This is a genomic window from Kitasatospora sp. NPDC094019, from assembly GCF_044764505.1.
In the GTDB taxonomy this organism is placed as follows: Bacteria; Actinomycetota; Actinomycetes; order Streptomycetales; family Streptomycetaceae; genus Kitasatospora.
In genome coordinates, this window is record NZ_JBIWIF010000022.1 from 1 (window position 1) to 20,059 (window position 20,059).

Annotated in this window: 15 protein-coding genes; 7 read left to right on the plus strand and 8 right to left on the minus strand. The window is 75.5% G+C overall.

What is annotated here, in order from left to right; translation table 11 throughout:
* Together ACIQ9P_RS33545 and ACIQ9P_RS33550 are read right to left on the minus strand one after the other, a co-directional pair.
* A partial coding sequence (locus ACIQ9P_RS33545; RefSeq protein WP_402364917.1) for a cupredoxin domain-containing protein occupies nucleotides 1–539 on the minus strand: 539 nt, incomplete at its 3' end.
* A gap of 313 nt (nucleotides 540–852) precedes the next feature.
* Nucleotides 853–1,731 carry an ABC transporter ATP-binding protein gene (locus tag ACIQ9P_RS33550; RefSeq protein ID WP_402364919.1) on the minus strand — a complete coding sequence of 293 codons (879 nt, stop codon included), beginning with the start codon at nucleotides 1,729–1,731 and terminating at the stop codon, nucleotides 853–855.
* A 291-nt stretch (nucleotides 1,732–2,022) separates the two neighbouring features.
* Between ACIQ9P_RS33550 and ACIQ9P_RS33555 the strand changes: the two genes are divergently transcribed.
* Complete coding sequence (locus ACIQ9P_RS33555) at nucleotides 2,023–4,185, plus strand: AMP-binding protein (RefSeq protein WP_402364922.1); 2,163 nt, start codon at nucleotides 2,023–2,025, stop codon at nucleotides 4,183–4,185.
* A gap of 82 nt (nucleotides 4,186–4,267) precedes the next feature.
* Here the strand turns inward: ACIQ9P_RS33555 and ACIQ9P_RS33560 are convergent, their stop codons facing one another.
* Nucleotides 4,268–5,707 carry a hypothetical protein gene (locus ACIQ9P_RS33560; RefSeq protein WP_402364925.1) on the minus strand — a complete coding sequence of 480 codons (1,440 nt, stop codon included), beginning with the start codon at nucleotides 5,705–5,707 and terminating at the stop codon, nucleotides 4,268–4,270.
* A gap of 198 nt (nucleotides 5,708–5,905) precedes the next feature.
* Here ACIQ9P_RS33560 and ACIQ9P_RS33565 point away from each other — a divergent pair, with 198 nt between their 5' ends.
* Nucleotides 5,906–7,498: a M4 family metallopeptidase gene (locus tag ACIQ9P_RS33565; protein WP_402364928.1), complete on the plus strand. Its 1,593-nt coding sequence runs from the start codon at nucleotides 5,906–5,908 to the stop codon at nucleotides 7,496–7,498.
* A 127-nt stretch (nucleotides 7,499–7,625) separates the two neighbouring features.
* On the opposite strand, the gene ACIQ9P_RS33570 is transcribed toward ACIQ9P_RS33565, so the two are convergent.
* The gene (locus ACIQ9P_RS33570) at nucleotides 7,626–8,588 is read right to left on the minus strand and encodes a D-2-hydroxyacid dehydrogenase family protein (RefSeq protein WP_402364931.1); all 963 of its coding nucleotides are present in this window, start codon (nucleotides 8,586–8,588) and stop codon (nucleotides 7,626–7,628) included.
* Nucleotides 8,589–8,733: 145 nt separating this feature from the next.
* Here ACIQ9P_RS33570 and ACIQ9P_RS33575 point away from each other — a divergent pair, with 145 nt between their 5' ends.
* The 4 genes from ACIQ9P_RS33575 to ACIQ9P_RS33590 all read left to right on the plus strand — a co-directional run bounded on the left by ACIQ9P_RS33575 (nucleotide 8,734) and on the right by ACIQ9P_RS33590 (nucleotide 11,814).
* Nucleotides 8,734–9,468: a response regulator transcription factor gene (locus tag ACIQ9P_RS33575; RefSeq protein ID WP_402364934.1), complete on the plus strand. Its 735-nt coding sequence runs from the start codon at nucleotides 8,734–8,736 to the stop codon at nucleotides 9,466–9,468.
* Nucleotides 9,465–11,030 (plus strand): sensor histidine kinase, encoded by a 1,566-nt coding sequence (locus ACIQ9P_RS33580; protein ID WP_402364937.1) that lies wholly within the window; start codon nucleotides 9,465–9,467, stop codon nucleotides 11,028–11,030. Before ACIQ9P_RS33575 ends, ACIQ9P_RS33580 begins: the two co-directional genes overlap by 4 nt.
* A 125-nt stretch (nucleotides 11,031–11,155) precedes the next feature.
* Nucleotides 11,156–11,608 carry a hypothetical protein gene (locus ACIQ9P_RS33585; RefSeq protein ID WP_402364940.1) on the plus strand — a complete coding sequence of 151 codons (453 nt, stop codon included), beginning with the start codon at nucleotides 11,156–11,158 and terminating at the stop codon, nucleotides 11,606–11,608.
* Nucleotides 11,605–11,814 carry a hypothetical protein gene (locus tag ACIQ9P_RS33590; RefSeq protein ID WP_402364943.1) on the plus strand — a complete coding sequence of 70 codons (210 nt, stop codon included), beginning with the start codon at nucleotides 11,605–11,607 and terminating at the stop codon, nucleotides 11,812–11,814. Before ACIQ9P_RS33585 ends, ACIQ9P_RS33590 begins: the two co-directional genes overlap by 4 nt.
* 145 nt (nucleotides 11,815–11,959) lie before the next feature.
* Here ACIQ9P_RS33590 and ACIQ9P_RS33595 read toward each other — a convergent pair whose 3' ends face one another.
* The 4 genes from ACIQ9P_RS33595 to ACIQ9P_RS33610 form a co-directional block, all read right to left on the minus strand.
* Entirely contained in the window at nucleotides 11,960–16,468 is a 4,509-nt protein-coding gene (locus ACIQ9P_RS33595) for a caspase family protein (RefSeq protein WP_402364946.1), read from the minus strand.
* 9 nt (nucleotides 16,469–16,477) lie between these two features.
* A complete protein-coding gene (locus ACIQ9P_RS33600) occupies nucleotides 16,478–16,630 on the minus strand; it encodes a hypothetical protein (protein ID WP_402364949.1) in 153 nt (50 codons plus the stop codon).
* A gap of 192 nt (nucleotides 16,631–16,822) precedes the next feature.
* On the minus strand, nucleotides 16,823–18,304 hold the full coding sequence (locus ACIQ9P_RS33605) for a glycerophosphodiester phosphodiesterase (protein ID WP_402364952.1): 1,482 nt from the start codon (nucleotides 18,302–18,304) through the stop codon (nucleotides 16,823–16,825).
* Between the two features lie 120 nt (nucleotides 18,305–18,424).
* Complete coding sequence (locus ACIQ9P_RS33610; RefSeq protein WP_402364955.1) at nucleotides 18,425–18,889, minus strand: MarR family transcriptional regulator; 465 nt, start codon at nucleotides 18,887–18,889, stop codon at nucleotides 18,425–18,427.
* A 63-nt stretch (nucleotides 18,890–18,952) separates the two neighbouring features.
* On the opposite strand from ACIQ9P_RS33610, the gene ACIQ9P_RS33615 reads away from it, so the two are divergent.
* A complete protein-coding gene (locus tag ACIQ9P_RS33615; RefSeq protein WP_402364958.1) occupies nucleotides 18,953–19,954 on the plus strand; it encodes an alpha/beta fold hydrolase in 1,002 nt (333 codons plus the stop codon).
* Nucleotides 19,955–20,059 lie beyond the last annotated feature (105 nt).

A 20,059-nucleotide genomic window follows, 5' to 3' on the forward strand; every position in this document is an offset into this window, starting at 1 on the left:
AAGAGGGACTTGGCCTTCTCCAGCTCGCCGGCCTTGATCGCGGCGGCGAACGCCTCGACGGCGGGGATGGTGGCGTCGGCCTGTTCCTGGGCGTACTTGCGGTAGGCGTCGACGGCGGCGGTGAGGCGGGGGTCGCCGGGGGCGGCGGAGGCGGAGGTGTCGCCGGTGACGGTGATCTTCTGGCGGATGCCGTCGCCGACCATGCCGGGCTTGCAGGCGACCTCGTAGGAGCCGGCCTTGATCTCGGCGGTGATGGTGGCCCTGGTGCCGGGGCCGATGTTCTCGCGCTCGGTGACGATCTTGTCGCCGGCGGCGTAGACGTAGACCTCGGTGACCTTGGATCCCTTGTTGGCGATGTCGATGCTGACGTGGCCGGCCGGGAAGGTGGTCTTCGAGACCTCGCAGGCGGTGTCGGTGGCGTTGACCTTGACGGCGTCGGCCGCGGCCTTGTCGTCCTTCTTCTGCGAGCAGCCGGCCAGTGCGGCGGTCGCCACGGCGAGGGTGAGCAGCGTGGCTGCGGTGGAACGACGGGCGGACATGCGGGCTCCAGCGGTCAGGACAGGGCGTTTCAGGGCAGGGCTGAGCGCGGACAGGGAGCAACGACGCCGTCGGTACCCCCGTCCACTTAGCTAAGGCATACCTTAGGGATATCTTTTTTTGCCGTCCACCCCGGGGTCGGTCACGAAACGGTGCAGGTGGGACAAGGGCTCCGGCGTCCCGGTGGTCGGTTCACCGACGATTTCAGGCCACTGGCGGCTCGGTCGGAGGTGGCATGAATGGCAAAGAAGTGGTAAAGGGGCACGCACTGGTGGGTGCGCGCCCCCGAGCAGGCGCCTTCCGGCACCGTGGGACTCAGCCCGCCGGGGTGCGCCGGGCGGCGGCCCGCGCCGTCCAGCGGCCCTCGTGGCGGGTGATCCGGATCGGGTGGCCGAAGGTCGCGCTCACCAGCTCGGTGGTCATCACCTCGTCCACCGGACCGGCCGCGACCGTCTCCCCGGCCCGCAGCAGCAGCGCGTGCGTGGTGGACTCCGGCAGCTCCTCCAGGTGGTGGGTCACCAGGACGCTCGCCAGCTCCGGGTGCTGATGGCGGAGCAGGTCCAGGCTCTCCAGCAGCAGCTCGCGGGCGGTCAGGTCCAGCCCGGTCGCCGGCTCGTCGAGCAGCAGCAGCCGCGGACTGGGCATCAGGGCCCGGGCGATCAGCGCCCGGCCCCGCTCGCCCTGGGAGAGCGTGGTCCACGGGGACTCCGCGGCCGGCGTCATGCCCAGGGTCCCGATCAGCAGCTCGGCCCGCTCCAGTTCCTCCGGGGCGGGCTTGCGGTGCAGGTCCGGCTCGATCGTGTTGGTCACGCCGGTGAGGACCACCTCGCGCACGGTCAGCGGCGAACGCAGCGGGTGGCGCGGATTGACGTGGCCGAGGTGCGCCCGCAGCTCGCGGATGTCGACCCGGCCGAGCCGGCGGCCGAGCACGTCGACCTCGCCGCGGGTGGGGTGGGAGACGGCACCGAGCAGGGCGAGCAGGGTCGACTTGCCGGCGCCGTTCGGACCGATCAGCGCCCAGTGCTCACCGGGGTGGATGGCGAGGTCGATCCCGCGCAGCAGGTGGCGGCCGTCCCGGACGACATCCACGGCCCGGGTGCGCAGCAGTGGGGCGGTCGACTCCGAAGGCCCCGAAGGCTCCGGCGGTGCGGCGGACAGGCCGGTGGCGGGCGGGCGCGGGTCGGACGTGCTCATGCGGGCGGGCCTCCTGGGGTCCGGTGCCGGGCAGGGTCGCGGGAGCGGCGCCGCACCGGACGGGCCGCCGCCGACCGTCCGCGTGCAGAGTACAACCGTCGCCTCCGGCAACGGGTCCGGCGTCCGAGCCGTGGACAGCCGCCCGGCGCGGGCTCCGTGCGTACTCCTCTTTCGCCCGGCGGCAGTTGACGCCATCATCGGTGCGCGAACCGTGGAACCGGGGCGGACCGGCGGCTCGTGGAAGCGGTGCGGGGGCCACAGCCAGGTGGATGCGGGTGGAGGGGACGGGTCATGACGGGAACGGACACACCGCCGGAACTCGGCACCGGACGGGCCGGGACGCTTCCCGGACGCTTCGAGGAGCACGCCCGCGCCGCGCCCGGGGCCGTCGCCCTGCGCTGGGCCGGAACGGAGCTCGGCTACGGCGAACTCGACGCCAGGGCCGACCGTCTGGCCCACCACCTGGTCGAACGCGGGCTGCGGCCCGGCGACCTGGCCGCGGTGGCGCTCGGCCGGGGCGTCGAGGTGTACGTCGCCCTGCTCGCCGTGCTCAAGACCGGCGCCGCCTACCTCCCGCTGGAGCCCGGCGCCCCCGACGGGCTGCTGCGGCACGTTCTCGCCGAGGCCGGGCCGGTCCTGGTCGTCACCGAGGAGGCGCACCGGATCCGGCTGACCGACGCCGGGGCCCGGGAGCTCGTCTGCCTCGACTCGGCCCGGTCCGCCGTGGCGGCGGGGCCCGCCGGCCCACCCCGGATCGACCTCGACCCGGACGGCCCCGCGGTCGTCCTGACCACCTCCGGCACCACCCGGGCGCCGCGCTGCGCGGGGCTCTCGCACCGCAACCTGCTCGCCGTCCACCACGGCTGGCGCACGGTGTACGGCCTGACGCCCGCCGACCGGATCCTGAGCACCGCGAGCCTGGAGTTCGACGTGTTCACCGCCGACTGGGTGCGCGCGCTCTGCTCCGGCGCGACGCTGGTGGTCGCTCCGCGCAACCTCACCCTGGACCGCGCCGCCGACATCGCCGACCTCCCGCCACTGATCGCCGCCGAGCGGATCACCGTGCTGGAGCTGAACACCCGCACCGCGCGCAGGCTGACCGCCCACCTGGCGCCGACCGCCGGACAGAGCGCGCACGGCGGTGGGAGCCCGCTCGCCGGGGTGCGGGTGCTCACCGTCGGTGCCGAGAAGTGGTGGCTGGACGAGCACCTGGCGCTGCAACGGCTGCTCGGCCGGTCCACCCGGGTGATCAACGTCTACGGCCTGGCCGAGGCGGGCGTGGACAGCACCTGGTTCGAGGTCGGGGAGAAGAACCAGGTCCTGCGCGGAACGGCGTCGTCGCTGATCGGCGCGCCGTTCCCCGGCGCCCGGGTGCTCGTGCTCGCCCCGGACGGCACCCCGTTGCGGGACGGCACGGTCGGCGAGATCGCGCTCGCCGGCCCCGGACTCGGCCGCGGCTACCCCGGCCGGCCCGAGGAGACGGCCCGTCGGTTCGTGCACTCGGCCCACGACACGGACGGCCGGATACTGCTGACCGGCGACCTCGGCCGGTTCACCGCCGACGGCACGCTGGAGTTCACCGGACGGGCGGCGGGCGTGGTCGGACCGACCGACGTCCGGCTGTCCGCCACCGTCGCCAGGACCGTGGCCCTGGCCGCCCGGGCCGAGGCCCGGCTGCGCGCCCGCCCCGGGATCCGGGAGGCGGCGGTCGCCGAGGTGGAGGTGGCGCCCGGACGGCGCGAGCTGGTCGGGTACGCCGTCGTCGGGCCCGACGCGCCGGACACCGACGGCTGGTCACTGACGGCCGCACTGAGAGCCGTGCTGCCGGACGGGGAGGCCCCCGCCGCCGTGGTCCCGGTGCCCGAGCTGCCGCGCACCCGGGCCGGCAAGCTCGACCGGGCCGCGCTGCCGCTGCCCGCGCCGGCCGACCACGCCGCCCCGCCCCGCCGGTCGGGCGGCGGGAAGGGCGGCCGGAGCTGGAAGGGCGGCGGGAGCGGCGGCTCCGCCGGGGTGGACTCCGCCCTCGGCTGCGGCGCGATCGCCTTCGGAGTGCCGGCGGCGGTCGTCGCCGGGCTGCTCACGAACAGCCTCTGGCCGGGTTCGACGGACGTCTCGGCCGTTCCGGCCCCGTACGACGACCTCTTCCGGGTGCTCTACTTCTTCGAGTGCGCCTCGTTCGGACTCGGCGTGGCCTGGCTGCTGTTCGGGGCCGGGACGACGGCGCGGATGCGGCGGCCGGCCGGTCTCTCGGTCGCCGCGCACCTGGCGGTGTTCTGGCTGCTGGCCTCCTGGTGGCCGCAGGACAACCTGTACCGGACCACCCGCCCGCACGACTGGCACGCCCAGGCGTGGCTGGTCTTCGTGTTCAACATCGCCCTGATGGTCTCGGCCGCGATCGTGGTCCGGTTCCTGGCCTGGCGCCCGAAGCCGTCCCGACCGCCGAAGCGGCCCTGAGCGGTGGGGCACCGAGCGGTGGGACTCCGGGCGCCGGGGCCCGGAGTGGTGAGGCTCCGAGCGGTGGGGCCGGTCCGGAGGCTCAGCGCAGGGCTTCGAACATCCGGCCCAGCGCGTGGTGCGCCGCCCTGAGCAGGGCCTGCGCCGCGTCCAGCGCCTCGGTGCTCCGGGCCGCGAGCGCCAGGCCGACGGCCGGCTCCGGCTCGTGGCCGGCCGTCACGATCAGCGGAAGCAGCGTCACGCCGAGCCGCGCGCAGGCCGGGCGCAGTCGGTCCAGGTGGCTGTGCAGCGCCTCCTGGGAGAGCCGGGCGCCGAGCGGCATCGCGTCCACGGTGCGGACCAGATGGCCTGGGCCGCGCACCTCGTCCAGCCGGTGGCGCAGGACGAAGGCGACCGCCGGGCCGGTGAGCCGCAGATTGGCCTCGGTCGGGGCGAGCCGGCGTTCCCGGTCGGTGACGAAGTCCACGTCGTACCAGCCGCGGTGGCCCGCCGCCGCCAGCCGCTCCCCCACCGCGAGGCCGAAGCGTTCGGCGGTCGCGGCGGCGCCGGGCGGCACCACGCCCGGTCCGACCGTCACCCCCTGGTAGCGGGTGCCGTCGACCGCCATCTCGCCGACGCCGACCGGGTTGACCCGGCCGTCGGCGCCGATCACGGCGTCGAAGGTGAGGTCGCGCAGCCGGCCGCTGCCGGCCGGGCCGCCGTCCACGTACTCCTCCAGCAGCAGCGGGCCACCGGGCGGCAGGGCGTCCTCGCGCACCAGCCGGCGCAGCAGTGCCCGGGCTCCGCCGGCCTCCGCCAGCTCCGCCGGGGTGATCACGACGGTGCCGTGACCACCCACTCCGTGCGGGGACTTGAGCACCGTGGTCCGGTCCCGGGCGGCGCGGGCGGCCAGCTGCCGGGCCGCGGCCCGGGGGCTGTCGGCGAGCTCCTGCCGGGGCACCCGGACGCCGGGGTGGTCCTGCGCGAGCGCGGTGAAGAGGCCGTGCGTGGCGTCCTTGGCCTCGTAGCGGCGGACGGCCGCGAGTTCCGGACCCTCGCCCCGGTCGGGGGTGCGGCCCCAGAACAGCACGGGGCCGGGGCCGGTGGCGAGCCGTTCGGCGAGTGCGGGACGGGCGGACAGGGCCTCGGCGACCGTGCCCCCCGGGGCGATGCCGTCGAACAGCTCGACCGGGCCCCAGTCCAGTTCGCGGGCGAGCCAGTCGATCCAGGCCCGGTCGACCTCGGCGGGCAGCACCAGCGCGGCGGGGTCGGGGCTGTAGCCGACGGCGAGTCCGGCGTAGTGGTGTGCCCGGCGGAGGCGGTCGGCGCGCCGCTCGGCGGCGGTCGGCGCGGGGGCGGACCCGCCGCGGGCCGACGTCCCGACGGCCGACCTCCCGGCAAGGGGTCTTCCTACGAGGGGTCTCCCGGCGAGGAACCACCCGGGAGCGGACGGGGCGGGAAGGAACTGCTCGTTGAAGTCGGCCACGTTGCCGACGTGCACCGCACGGTGTCCGCCGGTCCAGGCCCCCACCCATCCGTCCATCCCGCGAGGGTACGGCAACCGCGTCGACGGGCCCGGTTCAAGCGTGAACAGACAACTCAAAAGTGATCACTTTTGATCAGTACAGGACACGAATTGGCAAAGTTCTGACGTTCGCTCTAGCCCTGGATGACTGCGCACCGTCAATCTCAACCCAGCTCTCATCCCTGCATCACGCAGCATCCCCCGACTGGAGTCAGAGTGAGCCCCACCTCCTCTTCTCGCCGCTACCTCGCGGCCGGAGCCATAGCGGCCACCGCCGCCCTCGTCGCCGCCACCGTCACCGCCGGGACCGCGTCCGCCGCCCCCACCGGCCGCGACGCGGCGATCGACCGGGCCCGCGCCAACGTCGCCCACAACGCGTCGGTGTTCGGCTTCGCCGACGGCCAGGACCTCCTCGTCAAGGACGTCGTGCTGGACGCCGACGGCACCCAGCACGTGCGCTTCGACCGCACCTACCTCGGCCTGCCGGTGGTCGGCGGCGACCTGGTGGTCCACCAGGACTCCCGCGGCCGGCTCAAGGACTCCTCCCGCGCGGCCGCCCACGACGCCGCCGTGCGCACGATCGTCCCCAAGATCCCCGCCCAGCTCACCGCCGGCCGCGCGCTCGACGCCGCCCCCGGCGTCGGCAACGCCACCAGCAGCCCCGAGCTCGTCGTCTGGGCCGCCGACGGCACCCCGCGCCTCGCCTGGCGCACCACCGTCGAGGGCACCGGCGACCACGGCCAGCCAGCCGGCCGGATCGTCGTCACCGACGCCAACACCGGTGACCAGATCGAGGCGTACGACGCCGAGCACCAGGCCAGCGGCACCGGCCACTCCGAGTACACCGGTGACATCACCATCGACACCACCGCGCAGAGCGGCGGCTTCTCGCTGAAGGACCCGACGCGCGGCCACATCACCAAGGACGCCCGCAACGTCGCCGCCGGCTCGCTCAACGCGAACTCCGGCACCCTCTTCACCGACACCGACAACGTCTGGGGCGACGGGAAGAAGTTCTCCACCGACCGCGCCACCGCGGCCGTCGACGCCCACGCCAACACCGCCTGGACGTACGACTACTACAAGAACACCTTCAACCGCAGCGGCATCAAGAACGACGGCAAGGGCGCCACCGTCTTCGTGCACGTCGGCACCAAGTGGGACAACGCGCAGTGGTCCGACAGCTGCTTCTGCATGATGACCGGCGACGGCGACGGCGTCACCGACCCGGAGCAGGTCGACCTCGACACCATGGGCCACGAGATGACCCACGGCGTCACCAGCGCCACCGCCAACCTCCGCTACAGCGGCGAGTCCGGCGGCCTCAACGAGTCCACCTCGGACATCTTCGGCACCATGGTCGAGTTCTACGCCCACAACCCGGTGGACAAGGGCGACTACCTGTTCAGCGACCAGTCCACCCCGCCGTGGCTGCGCCGCTTCGACAAGCCCTCGCTGGACGGCCGGTCCGCCGACTGCTGGACCAGCAAGGTCGGCCAGCTCGACGTGCACAACTCCTCGGGCGTCGGCAACCACTGGTTCTACCTCGCCAGCGAGGGCAGCGGCGCGAAGACCATCGACGGTGTCAGCTACAACAGCCCGACCTGCAACGGTTCGACGGTCACCGGCATCGGCAACCAGAAGATCGCCAAGATCTGGTACCGCGCGCTGACGGTCTACATGACCTCCACCACCAACTACAAGGGCGCGCGGGCCGCGTCGCTGAGTGCCGCCAAGGACCTCTACGGCGCCACCAGCACCGAGTACAAGGCCGTCGCGGCCGCCTGGGGCGCTGTCTCGGTCTCCTGACCGCGGCGCCCGCACCGCGGCCCGTCACCCCCGGCGCGGGGGTGACGGGCCGCTCGCCGCTCGCCGATCGCTGCTCGCCGCCGGCCGCTCGCCGATCGGAACCGGGGCCGGGGCGGGGCCGGGGCCGTCAGTCGCCCAGGACCCGGACCGGCGCCCCGGCCAGGAAAGCCGCGATGTCCTCCACCGCCTCGCCGTAGTAGCGCCGGTAGTTGTCCCGCGACACGTATCCCAGGTGCGGGGTGGCGAGCAGCCGGGGCGCCGTCCGCATCGGGTGCCCCGCCGGAAGCGGCTCCTGGTCGAACACGTCCACCGCCGCCCCCGCGATCCGGCCCGCCGCCAGCGCCGCCAGCAGCGCCTCCTGGTCGACGATCGCCGCCCGGGAGGTGTTGACCAGGTACGCGTCCGGCCGCATCAGCGCGAGTTCGGGCGCGCCGAGCAGCCCCCGGGTGCGCTCCCCGAGCGCGAGGTGCACGGAGACGAAATCGCTCTCCCGCAGCAGTTCCTCCTTCGACCCCGCCCGCCGCACACCGACCTCGGCCGCCCGCTCACCGGTGAGGTTCCGGCTCCACGCCACCACGTCCATGTCGAAGGCCAGCCCCACCCGGGCGACCCGGGCGCCGATCTTCCCCAGCCCCAGCAGCCCCAGCCGGCGCCCCGCCAGATCGGCGCCCACCGTGCTCTGCCACGGCCCGCCGGTCCGCAGCGCCGTGCTCTCCTCGACCAGCCCCCGGGCCAGCCCGAGCAGCAGCGCCCAGGTCAGCTCCACCGGCGGCGTCGACGAACTGGCCGTCCCGCACACGGTGACCCCGTGGGCCCGGGCCGCCGCGTGGTCGATCACCGAGTTCCGCATCCCTGAGGCGACCAGCAGCCGCAGCCGGGGCAGTCGCTCGAACACCTCCGCCGGAAAGGCGATCCGCTCCCGCAGCGTCACCACGATGTCGAAGTCGGCTACCGCCGCGACGAGTTCGGCCACCGAGGCCGGATGCTCGCGGAACGCCACCACCTCGACCCGGTCGGCCACCGGGGACCAGTCGGCGATCGTGGTGGCGACGCCCTGGAAGTCGTCGAGTACGGCGCAGCGGAGTCTCATGCCCCGCACTCTTCCAGATCCGCCCGGCGGCGCCGGGCCCGGCTCCCCGCTCCCTCGTCGGCCCCCGCGATCGGGTCCGGACACCCCCGGCGGCCGTCCGGCACCCCGGTGTGAGAGGGTCGGCGCCCGGACGGAGGAGGCGCCGATGCGGGTGAGTGGGACCGGGGACGCGACGGGGACCGGCGGGCGGGTGCTGGTGGTCGACGACGACGCGGCGATCCGGCGCGGGCTGGAGCGCGGACTGCGGCTGAGCGGCTTCGCGGTGGACCTCGCCGAGGACGGCGGGGCGGCGCTGGCCCGGATGACCGCCGAACCACCGGACGTGCTGGTGCTCGACGTGTCGATGCCCGGCCTCAGCGGCGTCGAGGTGTGCCGCCGCCTGCGCGCCCGGGGCGACGACCTGCCGGTGCTGATGCTGTCGGCCCTGGACGAGGCCGCCGACCGGGTCGCCGGGCTCCAGGCGGGCGCGGACGACTACCTGGTCAAGCCGTTCGCCCTGGAGGAACTCGTCCTGCGGCTGCGGGCCCTGCTCCGCCGACGGCCGCCGCAGTCGGACGACCGGGTCCTCGCCGGGCCTCTCCGCCTCGACCCCGGCACCCGTCGGGCCGACCTCGACGGCGAGGAACTCACCCTCACCCGGCGGGAGTTCGAACTGCTCACGCATCTGGCCCGGAACGCCGGACTGGTGCTCTCGCGCGAACTGCTGCTGGAACGCGTCTGGGGCTACGACGCCGAGGTGCGCAGCGACGCCGTCGACACCTTCGTCAGCTACCTGCGCCGCAAGACCGAGGCCGGCGGGAGGCCCCGGCTGATCCACACCGTCCGGGGCGTCGGCTTCGTCCTGCGCGTACCCGACGGAGCGCGGCAGGCACCGCGATGAGGCTCTCCACCCGGATCGCGCTCTGGGCGGCGGCCGTGGTGCCGCTGCTGGTGGTGCTCGCGGGCCTGCTGCTGCTGCCACTGGTCGGCCGGGACCTGCGGCACCAGCAGGACGCCCGGCTGAACGACCGCGCGGCCGCGCTGCTGCCGAGCGTCCGGGCGCTGGTGGCCGCCGACAGCAAGGGCCGGCCCAAGGTGGAGCAGAACCAGCAGCGCAAGGTGGTGGACGCCGCCCTGGACCTGGGGGTGCGGGTGACCGGGACCGACGGCGGCGTCCTGCTGTCCGTCGGGCCGCAGCCGGACGACGCGGCCGTCCTCCCGGACGGGCCGGGCGGCGGGCCGGTCACCGTCCGGGACCGCGGCACCTCCTGGCGGGTCCTCACCCGGGCGGTCGGCGCGAACGGGAACGGCGGCGGGAGCGGTGCGGGCGCGAACGGGAGCGGTGCGGGCGCGAACGGCAAGGGCGGTGGCGCGACCGGCTCCGGCCTGCTGCAGGTGATCGCCCCCACCGGGCCGGCGGACCGGCAGGCCGCCGCGGTGCGGCGGCGCGTCCTGCTCGTCGCCCTGGTGTCCGCCCCGGTCTCCGCACTGCTCGGCTTCGTTCTCGCCGAACGTGCCACCGCCCCGCTGCGCCGACTCAGCCGCCGCGCCGCCGTACTGGACCCGGCGGCGCCCACCGGGCCGACCGGTACCGGCGCCGAGGACTCACCCGGCGGCCACGGCTTCGTGCCCGAGCGGACCGGGACCGCCGAGGTCGACGAGCTGTCCTCGGCCCTGGTCCTGCTTCTCACCCGCTACGACGAGCAGGCCCGGCGGACGGCCCAGGCGCTGGACACCGCCCGGGCGTTCTCGGCCGACGCCTCGCACGAGCTGCGCACACCGCTGATGAGTCTGCGCACCAATCTCGACGTGCTGGCCGCCCACCCGGACCTGCCCGCCGCCGACCGGGCCGAGGTGGTGACGGAGCTGCGGCAGGACCACGCGCGGCTGCTCGACCTGCTCACCGCGCTCAGCACCCTGGCCCGGGGTGACCTGGTCCAGTTGGACGCGTTCCAGCCGCTCGACCTCGCCGAACTCGTCGACGCGGCGACCGAGGAGGCCCGGCGCCGCCACCCCGGCACCGTGTTCGCCGTGCACGCTCCGGCCGAACTGCGCTTCTTCGGCTGGGAGTCCGGGCTCCGGATCATGCTCGCCAACCTCCTCGGCAACGCCGCCGTGCACGGCCGCGCCGACGGCCTCCCGGCCGGCGTCACCGTCCGGCTCACCGCCGAGGGAGCGCGGGCCCGGCTCACCGTGGACGACAGCGGCCCCGGCGTCCCGCCGGAGGACCGGGCGGCCGTGTTCCGGCGCTTCCACCGCGGCCGGGACAGCCCCGGTTCGGGCCTCGGGCTCACCCTGGTCGCCCAGCAGGTCGCGCTGCACCGGGGCACCGTGGCCCTCACCGCGCCCCCCGACGGCGCCGCCGGCTGCCGGGCCGAGGTGATCCTCCCGCTCCCCCGGCCGGACGCCCCGACCCTCGAACTCCCGGCCCGCCGGGACTGGCTCTCCGGTCCGGGACGCTGAGCGGTCCGCGGGCCGGGCGGACCGGGCCGGCCGTTCCACAGGGATTCCACAAGAAGGCGTCCTACCGTCCGGTCCGACCGCACCGCACCGGGCCGTCCGGGCCCGGGCCGAAGAGAGGACGTCCCATGCCCGCAGTCAACCGCCTCCCCTCCGGTCGCCGGGCCGGCGCGCTCGGGGCCCTGGCCCTGACCGGCGCGCTGCTGGCCACCGCGCCCGCCGCCCAGGCCGCTCCGGCCGCCCCGATCTCCGCCCCGGCCGCCGCCACGTCGCCGACCGCCCGGCCGACGCCGACCGGTGACGGCGCCAGGAGCATCTGCAAGCGGCTGCCCAGCACCGAGGGACATCTCACCAAGGCCCTGAACCGCCTCGACGGGGACGCCACCGTGGCCGGCTCCGTCGCCCGGCTGGAGCAGCGGGCCGCGAACGCCAGGACCGCCGGCCACACCGAGATCGAGACCTACCTCAATGGCCGGCTCACCACCCGCAAGGCCCTGGTCGGCACCCTGAAGGCGCGGCAGGACGACCTCAAGTCCGTGGCCACGTGGTGCGCCGCCCACGGCCGCGGCGCCGGCAAGTGACCCGCCGCCCCGCCGGAGCGCTGCTCGCCGCCGTCGTCCTGGCCGGAGCGGCGCTGCTCACCGGCTGCGGTCCCGTCGTCACCCACGGACCGGCCGCACCCGGCGCGGCCGACAGCGCCCCGCCCGCGGACCTCCAGCAGAAGCTGGACGCCGCCGAGAGCGCCGCCGCGGCGGCCGACGCCGACACGGCGTCGGAGAACGGCTGATCCGGGCGGCCCGACGAGCGGTTCCGGGGAACGGCGGCGGAGGCAGTGTCGAGGTGCGCCGGGCCGGTCGTGGGGGCCGGCCCGACGCCCTTCCCGTCCTCGGGCCCCGGACGCACCCCGGTCGGCCGCCCCTCGGCCGTCGGTCTCAGGGACCCCGGCGGTCCCACCGCCACAGCCGCCGGTGGGACGGCTCCGACGGCCCCGGCAGCCGGGCCGACAACTCGCGGTCGCCCCACTGCTCCAGCCACCGCCGGACCTCGGCCACATCCTCCGAACGGCCCGAGGCGACCGTTTCGATCGCCTGCCGGAGCGTCGTCCCATCACCGGCCAGGGCCAGGTGCTGGAGGAACTCGGCGACGTGCTCCGGCGGCCGGTGGCGGCAGACCGCCACCGTCATCCGGTGGCCGAGCTCCGGCGGCATCTCCGCCTCGACCAGGCTGACCACCGCCCCGGCGATGTCCGCGGCGCTCAGGTCGCGGGAGGAGAGCGCGGTGACCAGTGTCCCGGCGCTCCCGGGCCGGTCGATCCGCAGCAGACGCCCGATCACCCTGGCCACCGAACCGCCGGCCAGCAGCCGGCGGGCCACCAGCTCGGCCACCTCGTCCGACTCGCCGGCAGGGGCTCGGTCCCTCGGCCCGTCGGCCGTCGGCGGGACCTCCAGCAGCGCGGCGACCCGGTCGGCGGTTTCGTCGGCGAGGACGTGGTCGACGATCCGCTCCGCCTCCGCCGGACGCCCGCTCTCCAGCAGGGCGCGGAGGATCGGGGCGAGTTCCGGCGCGGGCCGGGCAGCCGCGAGCAGCCGCCACAGCTCGGCCCGCTGCTCCGTCACCTCGGTCCGGGGCTCCCCGATGGGGTACGGCACCGCACTGATCCACGTCGGCGGTGGCGGCGGTGGCGCCTGGTCCGCGAGCGCCGCCAGGAGGCCGACGACGTCCGCGGGCTCCCGGTAGAGGGCCGCCGCCGTCAGGGCCGCCCTCGCCGCGCCACCCCGGGCGGCGCGTTCGGCGAGTCCACCGACCGGGCCGTCCGCGCCCGCCGCGCGCAGCAGGGCCGCGCCGTCGAGGCCGGGGACCCTCCGGTCCAGCTCCCGGTACCAGGCCACGACGGGCGTGTCCGCCGGGGCCTCGGCGACCAGGGCGGCCGCGTACCGGAACCAGCCGCGCTCGTTGCAGTGGACCCAGAGGGCGTGGCGCTCGACCGTCCGCGCGAGCACGCGGAGCACGGGCAGGCCGAACTCCTCGGCGCCCCGCCGGTGGAGGTGGTCGAGCACACCCAGGGCCAGTGGGGGCGACAGCTCCGGGGCCAGCGCGTCCAGCGCGTGTTCCACTTCCCCCCGCGCTTCCAGCGCCAGGAACAGCCGGTCGAGTTCCTCGGCCGCCCCGGTCCAGCGGGCGGCCCGCAGCACGGCGCCGGCCAGGACCTGCTGCCGACCGGCGAGCAGTTCCACCACCAGGTCCCGGCACCGGTCCGGCGCGGTCTCCCGCGCGACGTGTTCCACGAAACGCTGGACCGCCAGCCCCGGTCGCAACCGCTCCCGCCGGAAGCTGCCCAGCACCTCGGCGAGTTCCGGGGCGGGCCGCTCGGCCGCCCCTCGGCACAGCACTTCGAACGCCGCGTCGTCCCGGAGGGCCTCCAGCAGACCGGAGACGGTCCGGGGCGGGAGGAAGCGGCCCGAGCGGTCCAGCAGGAGGTCGGCCTCCAGCCGCGCGCCGGTCCGGTTCAGCTCCACCACCAGGTCGCGGAACTCCTCCACCCGAACGGGCGGTTCGCGCACGAAGGCGTTCAGCAGATAGGCCGTTCCCGCCGTGGAACCGCTCGCCCGGGCCGCCGCGAACAGCGCGGCGGCGTGCACCCGAAGCGCCTCGGTCAGCCGTTCACCGGGGCGCCGGGAGCGCAGAGCTTCGATCAGCGCGCCGGTCCGCTCCACCGGTCCGGCGTCCAGAGCGGCGCCCAGCAGGCCGGTGAGGTCGGCCGCCGCACTCGTCTCCGGCCCCCGGGCATCGAGGGCGAGGATCAGTCCGGCCAGCTCGTCGGGCGAGCCGTGCCGGGCCGTCTCGAACGGGAGGTCCCGGACCTCGGCGGCCGACGGGATCCGCACCTCGTACCGGGGCACGGGCACGGGTGTGGGTGTGGGTGTGGGTGTGGGTTCCAGTGTCGGTGTCGGTGTCGGTGTCGGTGTCGGTGTCGGTGGCGTTGGCGCCACCGGCGGGCCCTGGGGGGTCAAGAACCGGTCGAGCAGTCGCTCCCCCGGCCCCCGGTGCCCGGCCTCGGGGTTCCCGGCCCGGAACTCGGCCCGCAGAGCGTTCAGTTCCGAGCGCCGGAGCCCGGTGACGAAGGTCAGCGCCACCTCCGCCCCCACCTCCGCGAACTGCTCGCCGCCGCACACGTCGAGCAGTTCGACGAGCTGGGCCGGGTGTCGGCGCAGCCGGAGGAGCCGATGGAGGAGCGCCGGGCGGGTCGTCACCGGGAGCCCGGCCAGCGCCGTCAGCAGCTCCGCCACCGGCCGTTCGTGGACCATCGCCTCCCAGACGTCGAAGAGGACACGGGTCAGGTTTCGTTGCTCCAGCGCCCCCAGCAACGGCGCCAGCCGATCCGCCGGGTACCGCGCGCCCAGTACCGGCACCGCGGCCGCGACCGGGTCGCCCTCCGGCCGCCACGGGCGCGGAAGTTCACCGGCCCGGAGGAGGAAGGAGGCCACCCGCTCCGGTGCCCCCTCGCACAGCGCCAGCAGGAAGGGCTCGAACAGGTGGCGCGGGCCCGGGCCAGGGCCGCGGAGCAGGACGGCCAGCTCCACCGCCGCCTCCGGACGCATCAGGTCGGCCGCGCGGCGGACGACGGCGATGGCGTCCTCCTCGGGCGCCAGACCGTCCAGCAACCGGTACAGGGCCAGAGGATCCCGCAGGGCGCACATGGTGTGGAACACGTCGAGGTGCCGCGACAGGCCGGCCGCGCGGAGCGCGCTCGGAAGGCGCCGGACCTTCTGGTGCTCGGCCACCAGGGCCTCGACGACAACGGCCGCGTCCCGGTCGATGCCCTCCCGCTCGTCCCCGGACCGCAGCCAGGCGACGACCGCCTCCACCCGCCACTCCGCCACCGCCGCCAGCGCCGTCGCCCTGGCCTCGGCCGACCCGGCGCGGGACAGCACCGCCAGGAGGCCGTCCACCGACCGGGCGCCGAGCCGGGCCACCGCCGCCCGCACCAGTCGCCGGGCCTCGGCCGGCAGACCCTCCGTCTCCAGGGCGGCCAGCAGCGGCGGCAGGTCCTCGACCGGCCGCCGCTCCTCCGCCACCCGGGCCGCCTCGGCGGCGAGTCCGGCCCGGTGCAGCTCCAGTACGCAGGCCACCTGGGCGCCCACCGGCAGCGCCGCAGAAGCGCGGAGCAGCGTCACCCGCAGCGCCTCGACCGTCTCCTCCGGCAGCCGGACGGCTCCGGCGGCTCCAGCGGCTCCGGTGCCGTCGGTGCTGGCGGTGCTGGCGGTGCGGTCGGTGCGGTCGGTGCCGACGGCGGGCGGATCGGCCAGCCCCGCCAGTCCGCTGAGCACCAGCGGCAGTTGGGTCGCCGGGCGGACGGCCGCCGCCGCCAGGATCCGGTGGGCGACCTCGCCCCGGCCCGCCGCGCAGAGCGCCGCGACCAGCTCCACCAGCGGGGCGACGGGGCGGCGACGGGCGGCCGCCTCCCACATCGCGGCCACCGCCGGAGCCTCCAACCGGCCGCCGACTTCGAGCAGTTCGGCCGGCGGCCCGAACACGGCACAGTCCGCCAGCGGTCCGGTGCGCCCGTACGCCTTCCACTGGTGGACGGCACGGTCCAGCAGGCCCTGGAGGTCCGGGGCGTCCGCGAGCTCCGGAACCTCCCGAGTGTCCGGGGCATCGGCCGACCGCACGGCCGCGTCGCCGGGCGGCCCGGGCGCGGGCTCCACGCGCGGGCCCGCGACCAGGAACTCCGCCTGGTCGGCCTCGGTGAGGACGCGGATCTCCTGTGCCGGGCCCGCCTTGCCGTACTCCGTGTGGAGCGCCTCGATCCGGCCCTGGACGGCCTCGCTCAACTGCTCCAGGGTCAGTCGACCGTCGTGTCCGAGCAGCACCTCCAGGAGCGCGCGCGAGAACAGGCTGAACGAACCGCTCTCCGAGGCGACGAAGTGCGCGTACCCGCCGGGGGAACAGGCGTACAGATGGGCGGTCCGACGGCCCTCGACCGCCGCCGCCCGGCTGGTCCCCCAACCGGCCGCCCCGCCCATGGAGTCGCCCCCGACGGCCTCCCGGCCGGCATCGATCAGGAACAGCACCTGGGCGGCGCGGGTGTTCTCGACCTCCTCGCGCCAGTCGATGGCGACGCAACCCGACCAGAGCGGCTTGCGGTAGCGGTGCAGGTCCTCGGGGACCAGATAGTCCACGCCCCGCGCGTGCAGGCCGTGCCCGCTCAGGCAGATCAGCAGCGTCTCGCCCCGGCGCGCCTTCTCCAGGAAGCGGGAGACCTCGCCGTTCACGAAGTTCCAGCTGATCTGCCGGCCCGCCGCGGGCCGCTCGACCCGGAAGCCGCGCGCCCGCAGGGCCGTGTCCAGGCGTTCGAGGTCCTGGAGGACGAAGGGCAGGGGGGTGAACCCGACCCGTTCGTAGGCACTGGCGCCTATCAGCAGTGCGGCGAACCCGCCCATCCGGGCCCGCTAGTCGCCGAGGACGAAGGTGATCCCGCGGGTGCCCCGGACCTGCGACGTGCCGACCAGCTGAACGAGGACGCCCATCGCGTCGGCGTCCTCCTCGTCGTCCTCGGTCACCCGGAACTCCAGCGAGTCCAAGGACTCCACTTCGTCCGCCACTGCTCCCCCACCCCGCGCGGTCCGCGCGCGATCCACTCCCCGGGCCGACCCCGGTGTGATCCACCGCAGGGCGAGGATAGCCGCCGCAGGCCGGTGATTGAAGCGGATCCGGCGATTGGTCACGGTTGTTGACGGTGGGTCGGGAGGCGTCTTCCGTGACACCCGGGGCAGCACCGGGAACGTTCCCCGCGGCTACTGGCGGGCGGCGAGCCAGCCGGTCAGCTCGGCCGGGCGGTCGGTGATGATGCCGTCCACCCCGGCAGCGTCCAGGGCCTTCCAACGGGCGGGCGCGTCGACCGTCCAGACGTTCACCGCGACGCCCGCCGCGTGCAGGGCCGCCACCACCTCGGGGCGGGCGGCGAGGGCGGCGTCGGCGGGGTTGTAGGCGGACAGGCCGAGGTCCCGGGCGACGGCCACCGGGTCGGCGTCCAGCGAGGCGCGCAGCAGGCCGAGCGGCAGTTCGGGCGCCAGTTCACGGGTGTAGCGGAGGGCGTCGGTCTCGAAGCTCTGGACGAACACCCGGCCGGTCATGCCGCGGTCACGGACGTCCTGGACGATCCGGGCCACCTCGTCGCGGGTGTGCGGGCCCTTGATCTCCAGCAGCAGGCTGCCCCCGCGGCCGCGCAGGTCGTCGAGCTGGGCGGCCAGGGTCGGCACGCGCGCGCCCGCCGCGGCCGGGGCGAACCAGGAGCCGGCGTCCAGCGCGCCCAGCTGGGCGGCCGTCAGGTCGCGGACCCGGCCGCTGCCGTTGGTGGTGCGGTTCACCGTGTCGTCGTGCAGGACGTGGGGGACACCGTCCCTGCTGGGCTGGACGTCGTTCTCGATCCAGTCCGCGCCCGCGCGCCGGGCCACCTCGTCGGACAGCAGGGTGTTCTCGGGGGCGGCGGAGGAAGCGCCGCGGTGGGCGAGGACGGTGAGCGGCGCGCCGGGCTGCCGGAGGAAGGCGCCGGGGGCGAGCGCGGTGACCTTGAGGTCGTCGAAGGAGACCCTGGCGCCGTTGACCAGCAGGGCCTGGCCACCGTCCGCGCTCCGGGCGACCTGGGTGGTGCGCATGACCTCGCGGCCGTCGAGGATCCAGCGGGCCGCGCCGCCGTGCACCTCGACGGCGAGCCGGACGTCCCGGCCGGTGCCCGCCGCGGTGGGCGCGACGGCGGTGTCGGTGACGTTCCAGGCGTCGGCGGGGGTGCGCCGGGCGAACTCCAGGCCGTTGGCGGCGGTGCTGCCGGAACGCACGGTGGCGATCGACCAGGGGGTGGCGCCGTTCGCCGGGACGTCCAGGCCGAGGGCGGTCCAGCGGGCGGCGTCGACGACGCTCTCGAAGCGGGCGGTCACTTCGAGGCGGAAGTCGGTGAGGTGGCGGCCGAAGGTGATCCGGGTCTGCTGGTTCCAGTCGGCGGAGGCTCCGACCAGGCGGCCGTCGGCGATCCGCCACGTCCCCTCGACCGCCGTCCAGCCGGCGGGCAGGGCGGGGCCGTCGAAGTGCTCGTCGACCACGACCTCGCCGGGCGCGGGGGCTCCCGGGGCGGCGCCCGGGGCGGCCGAGGCGGCGTGGGGGGCCGTCAGCGCGACGGTGGTGAGGCCGAGCGCGGCGGCGAGCAGCGCGGCGAGCAGGCCGGAACGAGGGACGCGTCCGTTTCGCGACCGGTCCGGGCCGGCGGAGTGACTGTCGATCATGCGCGGCACGCTAGGCGATCGCGGGCCGGAGCGGAAGCCACGACGTACGAACGACCGTTCCGCCGACCGGTCCGGGGCGGTACGAGGTCACCCCGTCGGCGGGAACGGGACAGTCCGGTGTCACCCCGTCGGCGGGAGCGGGCGGCCGGGAGCGAGGTGCAGGGCGAGGGTGGCCAGGGCCTCGGTGACGGCCCGCAGGACGGCCGGGTCCGGGGCGGCGCCGTCGGGCCCGGCGAGGGCGGCCGCGAGGGCGTCGTCGACGGTGGCGGCCCGGACCTCGGCAACCCGGGCCGACGGTGCGGCGGCGGGCCGGACGAGTCGGCGGCGGCGGTCGGCGGGGTCGGGCTCCGTCTCGACCGAACCCGTCTCGACCAGGCGCGCGACGGCGGTGGAGACCTGACTCTGCGGCAGGCCGGTGCGGACGGCGATCTCGCCGACGGTCGTCCCCGGGCGGGCGACGATCTCGCCCAGGGTGACGAGGACCGAGCGGACCGAACCGCGCGAGCCGGTGGCCGGTTCGGGCATGGCCTGCTCGCCGACCTTCATCAGCGTGCGGCCGAGGAGGAAGAGCTCGACTCCGTTCATGGCCGCCAGGCTACATCGGCATCGATACATTGAAGAAGATGCATCAGATTAGATACATCTCTATTGATACATCTTTCTCGATGCTCTAGCGTCGTCACTCGGATCACCGGACGCCGGACGCCGGACGCCGGACTGCGGCACAGCCACCGAAAGGACACCCACCACCATGACCACCACCGTCGTCCCTCCCGCCCCGCCTTCGAGGGCACGCTCGCCGCCCCCGGCGCGATCCTCCACTACCGGGTCGCGGGCAGCGGCCCCGTCCTGCTGCTCTCCCAGAGCGGCGAGGGCGACGCGGACCGCACCGTCGACCTCGTCCCGCACCTCACGGACACCTTCACCGTCGTCACCTACGACCGCCGCGGCCTCTCCCGCAGCGCACTCGACCACCCCACCCGGCCGGTCACCATGGCCGACCACGCCGACGACGTCGCCCTGCTGCTCACCGAGGCCGCCCGGATCAGGGGCACCGCCCGAACCGGCGTGGCGGCCCCCGAACCGGCCCTGATGGCGGGCTTCAGCATGGGCGCGGCGATCGGCCTCCAGGTGCTGGTCCGCCACCTGGGCCTCCTCGGCACCCTGGTCGCGCACGAGCCCGTGCTGCCGAACCTGCTGCCCCCGGCGGACCGCGACGAGCACGTCGCGGAACTCCTCGCCATCCAGAACGCCCACGCCGTCGGAGGCACGGCGGCGGCCTTCCCCGCGATCACCCGGCACCTGGGCATCGACCCCCGGCACGACGCCACCGAGGAGGGCCTCACCCCGCAGCCGATGACGCCCCGCCGGCGCGCCAACTTCGACTTCTTCATCGGCACCGAGTTCACCGCCGTCACCACCGACGGACTCGACCCGGCCGAACTGGCCGCCGCCGCACGGCACTCCGGCACCCGCGTGCTGCCCGCCACCGGCCGAACCACCCGCCCGGACGTGCACACCCACCGCTGCGCGCTGGCCCTGGGCGAGCTGCTCGGCACCGAGCCGGTCGCCTTCCCCGGCGGGCACAACGGGAACACCGCCTTCCCCCGGGCCACCGCGCGGACCCTGAAGGCGCTGCTCGGCCGGTGACCACGACCGCCCGGTGACCACGAACACGACGACGACCACGAACACGACGACGACCACGAACGCGACGGCGACGGCGACCGCAACCGCTCGGCGGGCACCGTCCGG

What these genes read in the sequence shown, in the direction of transcription:
- ACIQ9P_RS33595 (WP_402364946.1), bottom strand. Translation starts at nt 16,468, where the DNA reads ATGGGCGGGTTCGCCGCACTGCTGATAGGCGCCAGTGCCTACGAACGG.
- ACIQ9P_RS33570 (WP_402364931.1), bottom strand. Translation starts at nt 8,588, where the DNA reads ATGAGACTCCGCTGCGCCGTACTCGACGACTTCCAGGGCGTCGCCACC.
- ACIQ9P_RS33575 (WP_402364934.1), top strand. Translation starts at nt 8,734, where the DNA reads ATGCGGGTGAGTGGGACCGGGGACGCGACGGGGACCGGCGGGCGGGTG.
- ACIQ9P_RS33555 (WP_402364922.1), top strand. Translation starts at nt 2,023, where the DNA reads ATGACGGGAACGGACACACCGCCGGAACTCGGCACCGGACGGGCCGGG.
- ACIQ9P_RS33580 (WP_402364937.1), top strand. Translation starts at nt 9,465, where the DNA reads ATGAGGCTCTCCACCCGGATCGCGCTCTGGGCGGCGGCCGTGGTGCCG.
- ACIQ9P_RS33610 (WP_402364955.1), bottom strand. Translation starts at nt 18,889, where the DNA reads ATGAACGGAGTCGAGCTCTTCCTCCTCGGCCGCACGCTGATGAAGGTC.
- ACIQ9P_RS33585 (WP_402364940.1), top strand. Translation starts at nt 11,156, where the DNA reads ATGCCCGCAGTCAACCGCCTCCCCTCCGGTCGCCGGGCCGGCGCGCTC.
- ACIQ9P_RS33605 (WP_402364952.1), bottom strand. Translation starts at nt 18,304, where the DNA reads ATGATCGACAGTCACTCCGCCGGCCCGGACCGGTCGCGAAACGGACGC.
- ACIQ9P_RS33550 (WP_402364919.1), bottom strand. Translation starts at nt 1,731, where the DNA reads ATGAGCACGTCCGACCCGCGCCCGCCCGCCACCGGCCTGTCCGCCGCA.
- ACIQ9P_RS33560 (WP_402364925.1), bottom strand. Translation starts at nt 5,707, where the DNA reads ATGGACGGATGGGTGGGGGCCTGGACCGGCGGACACCGTGCGGTGCAC.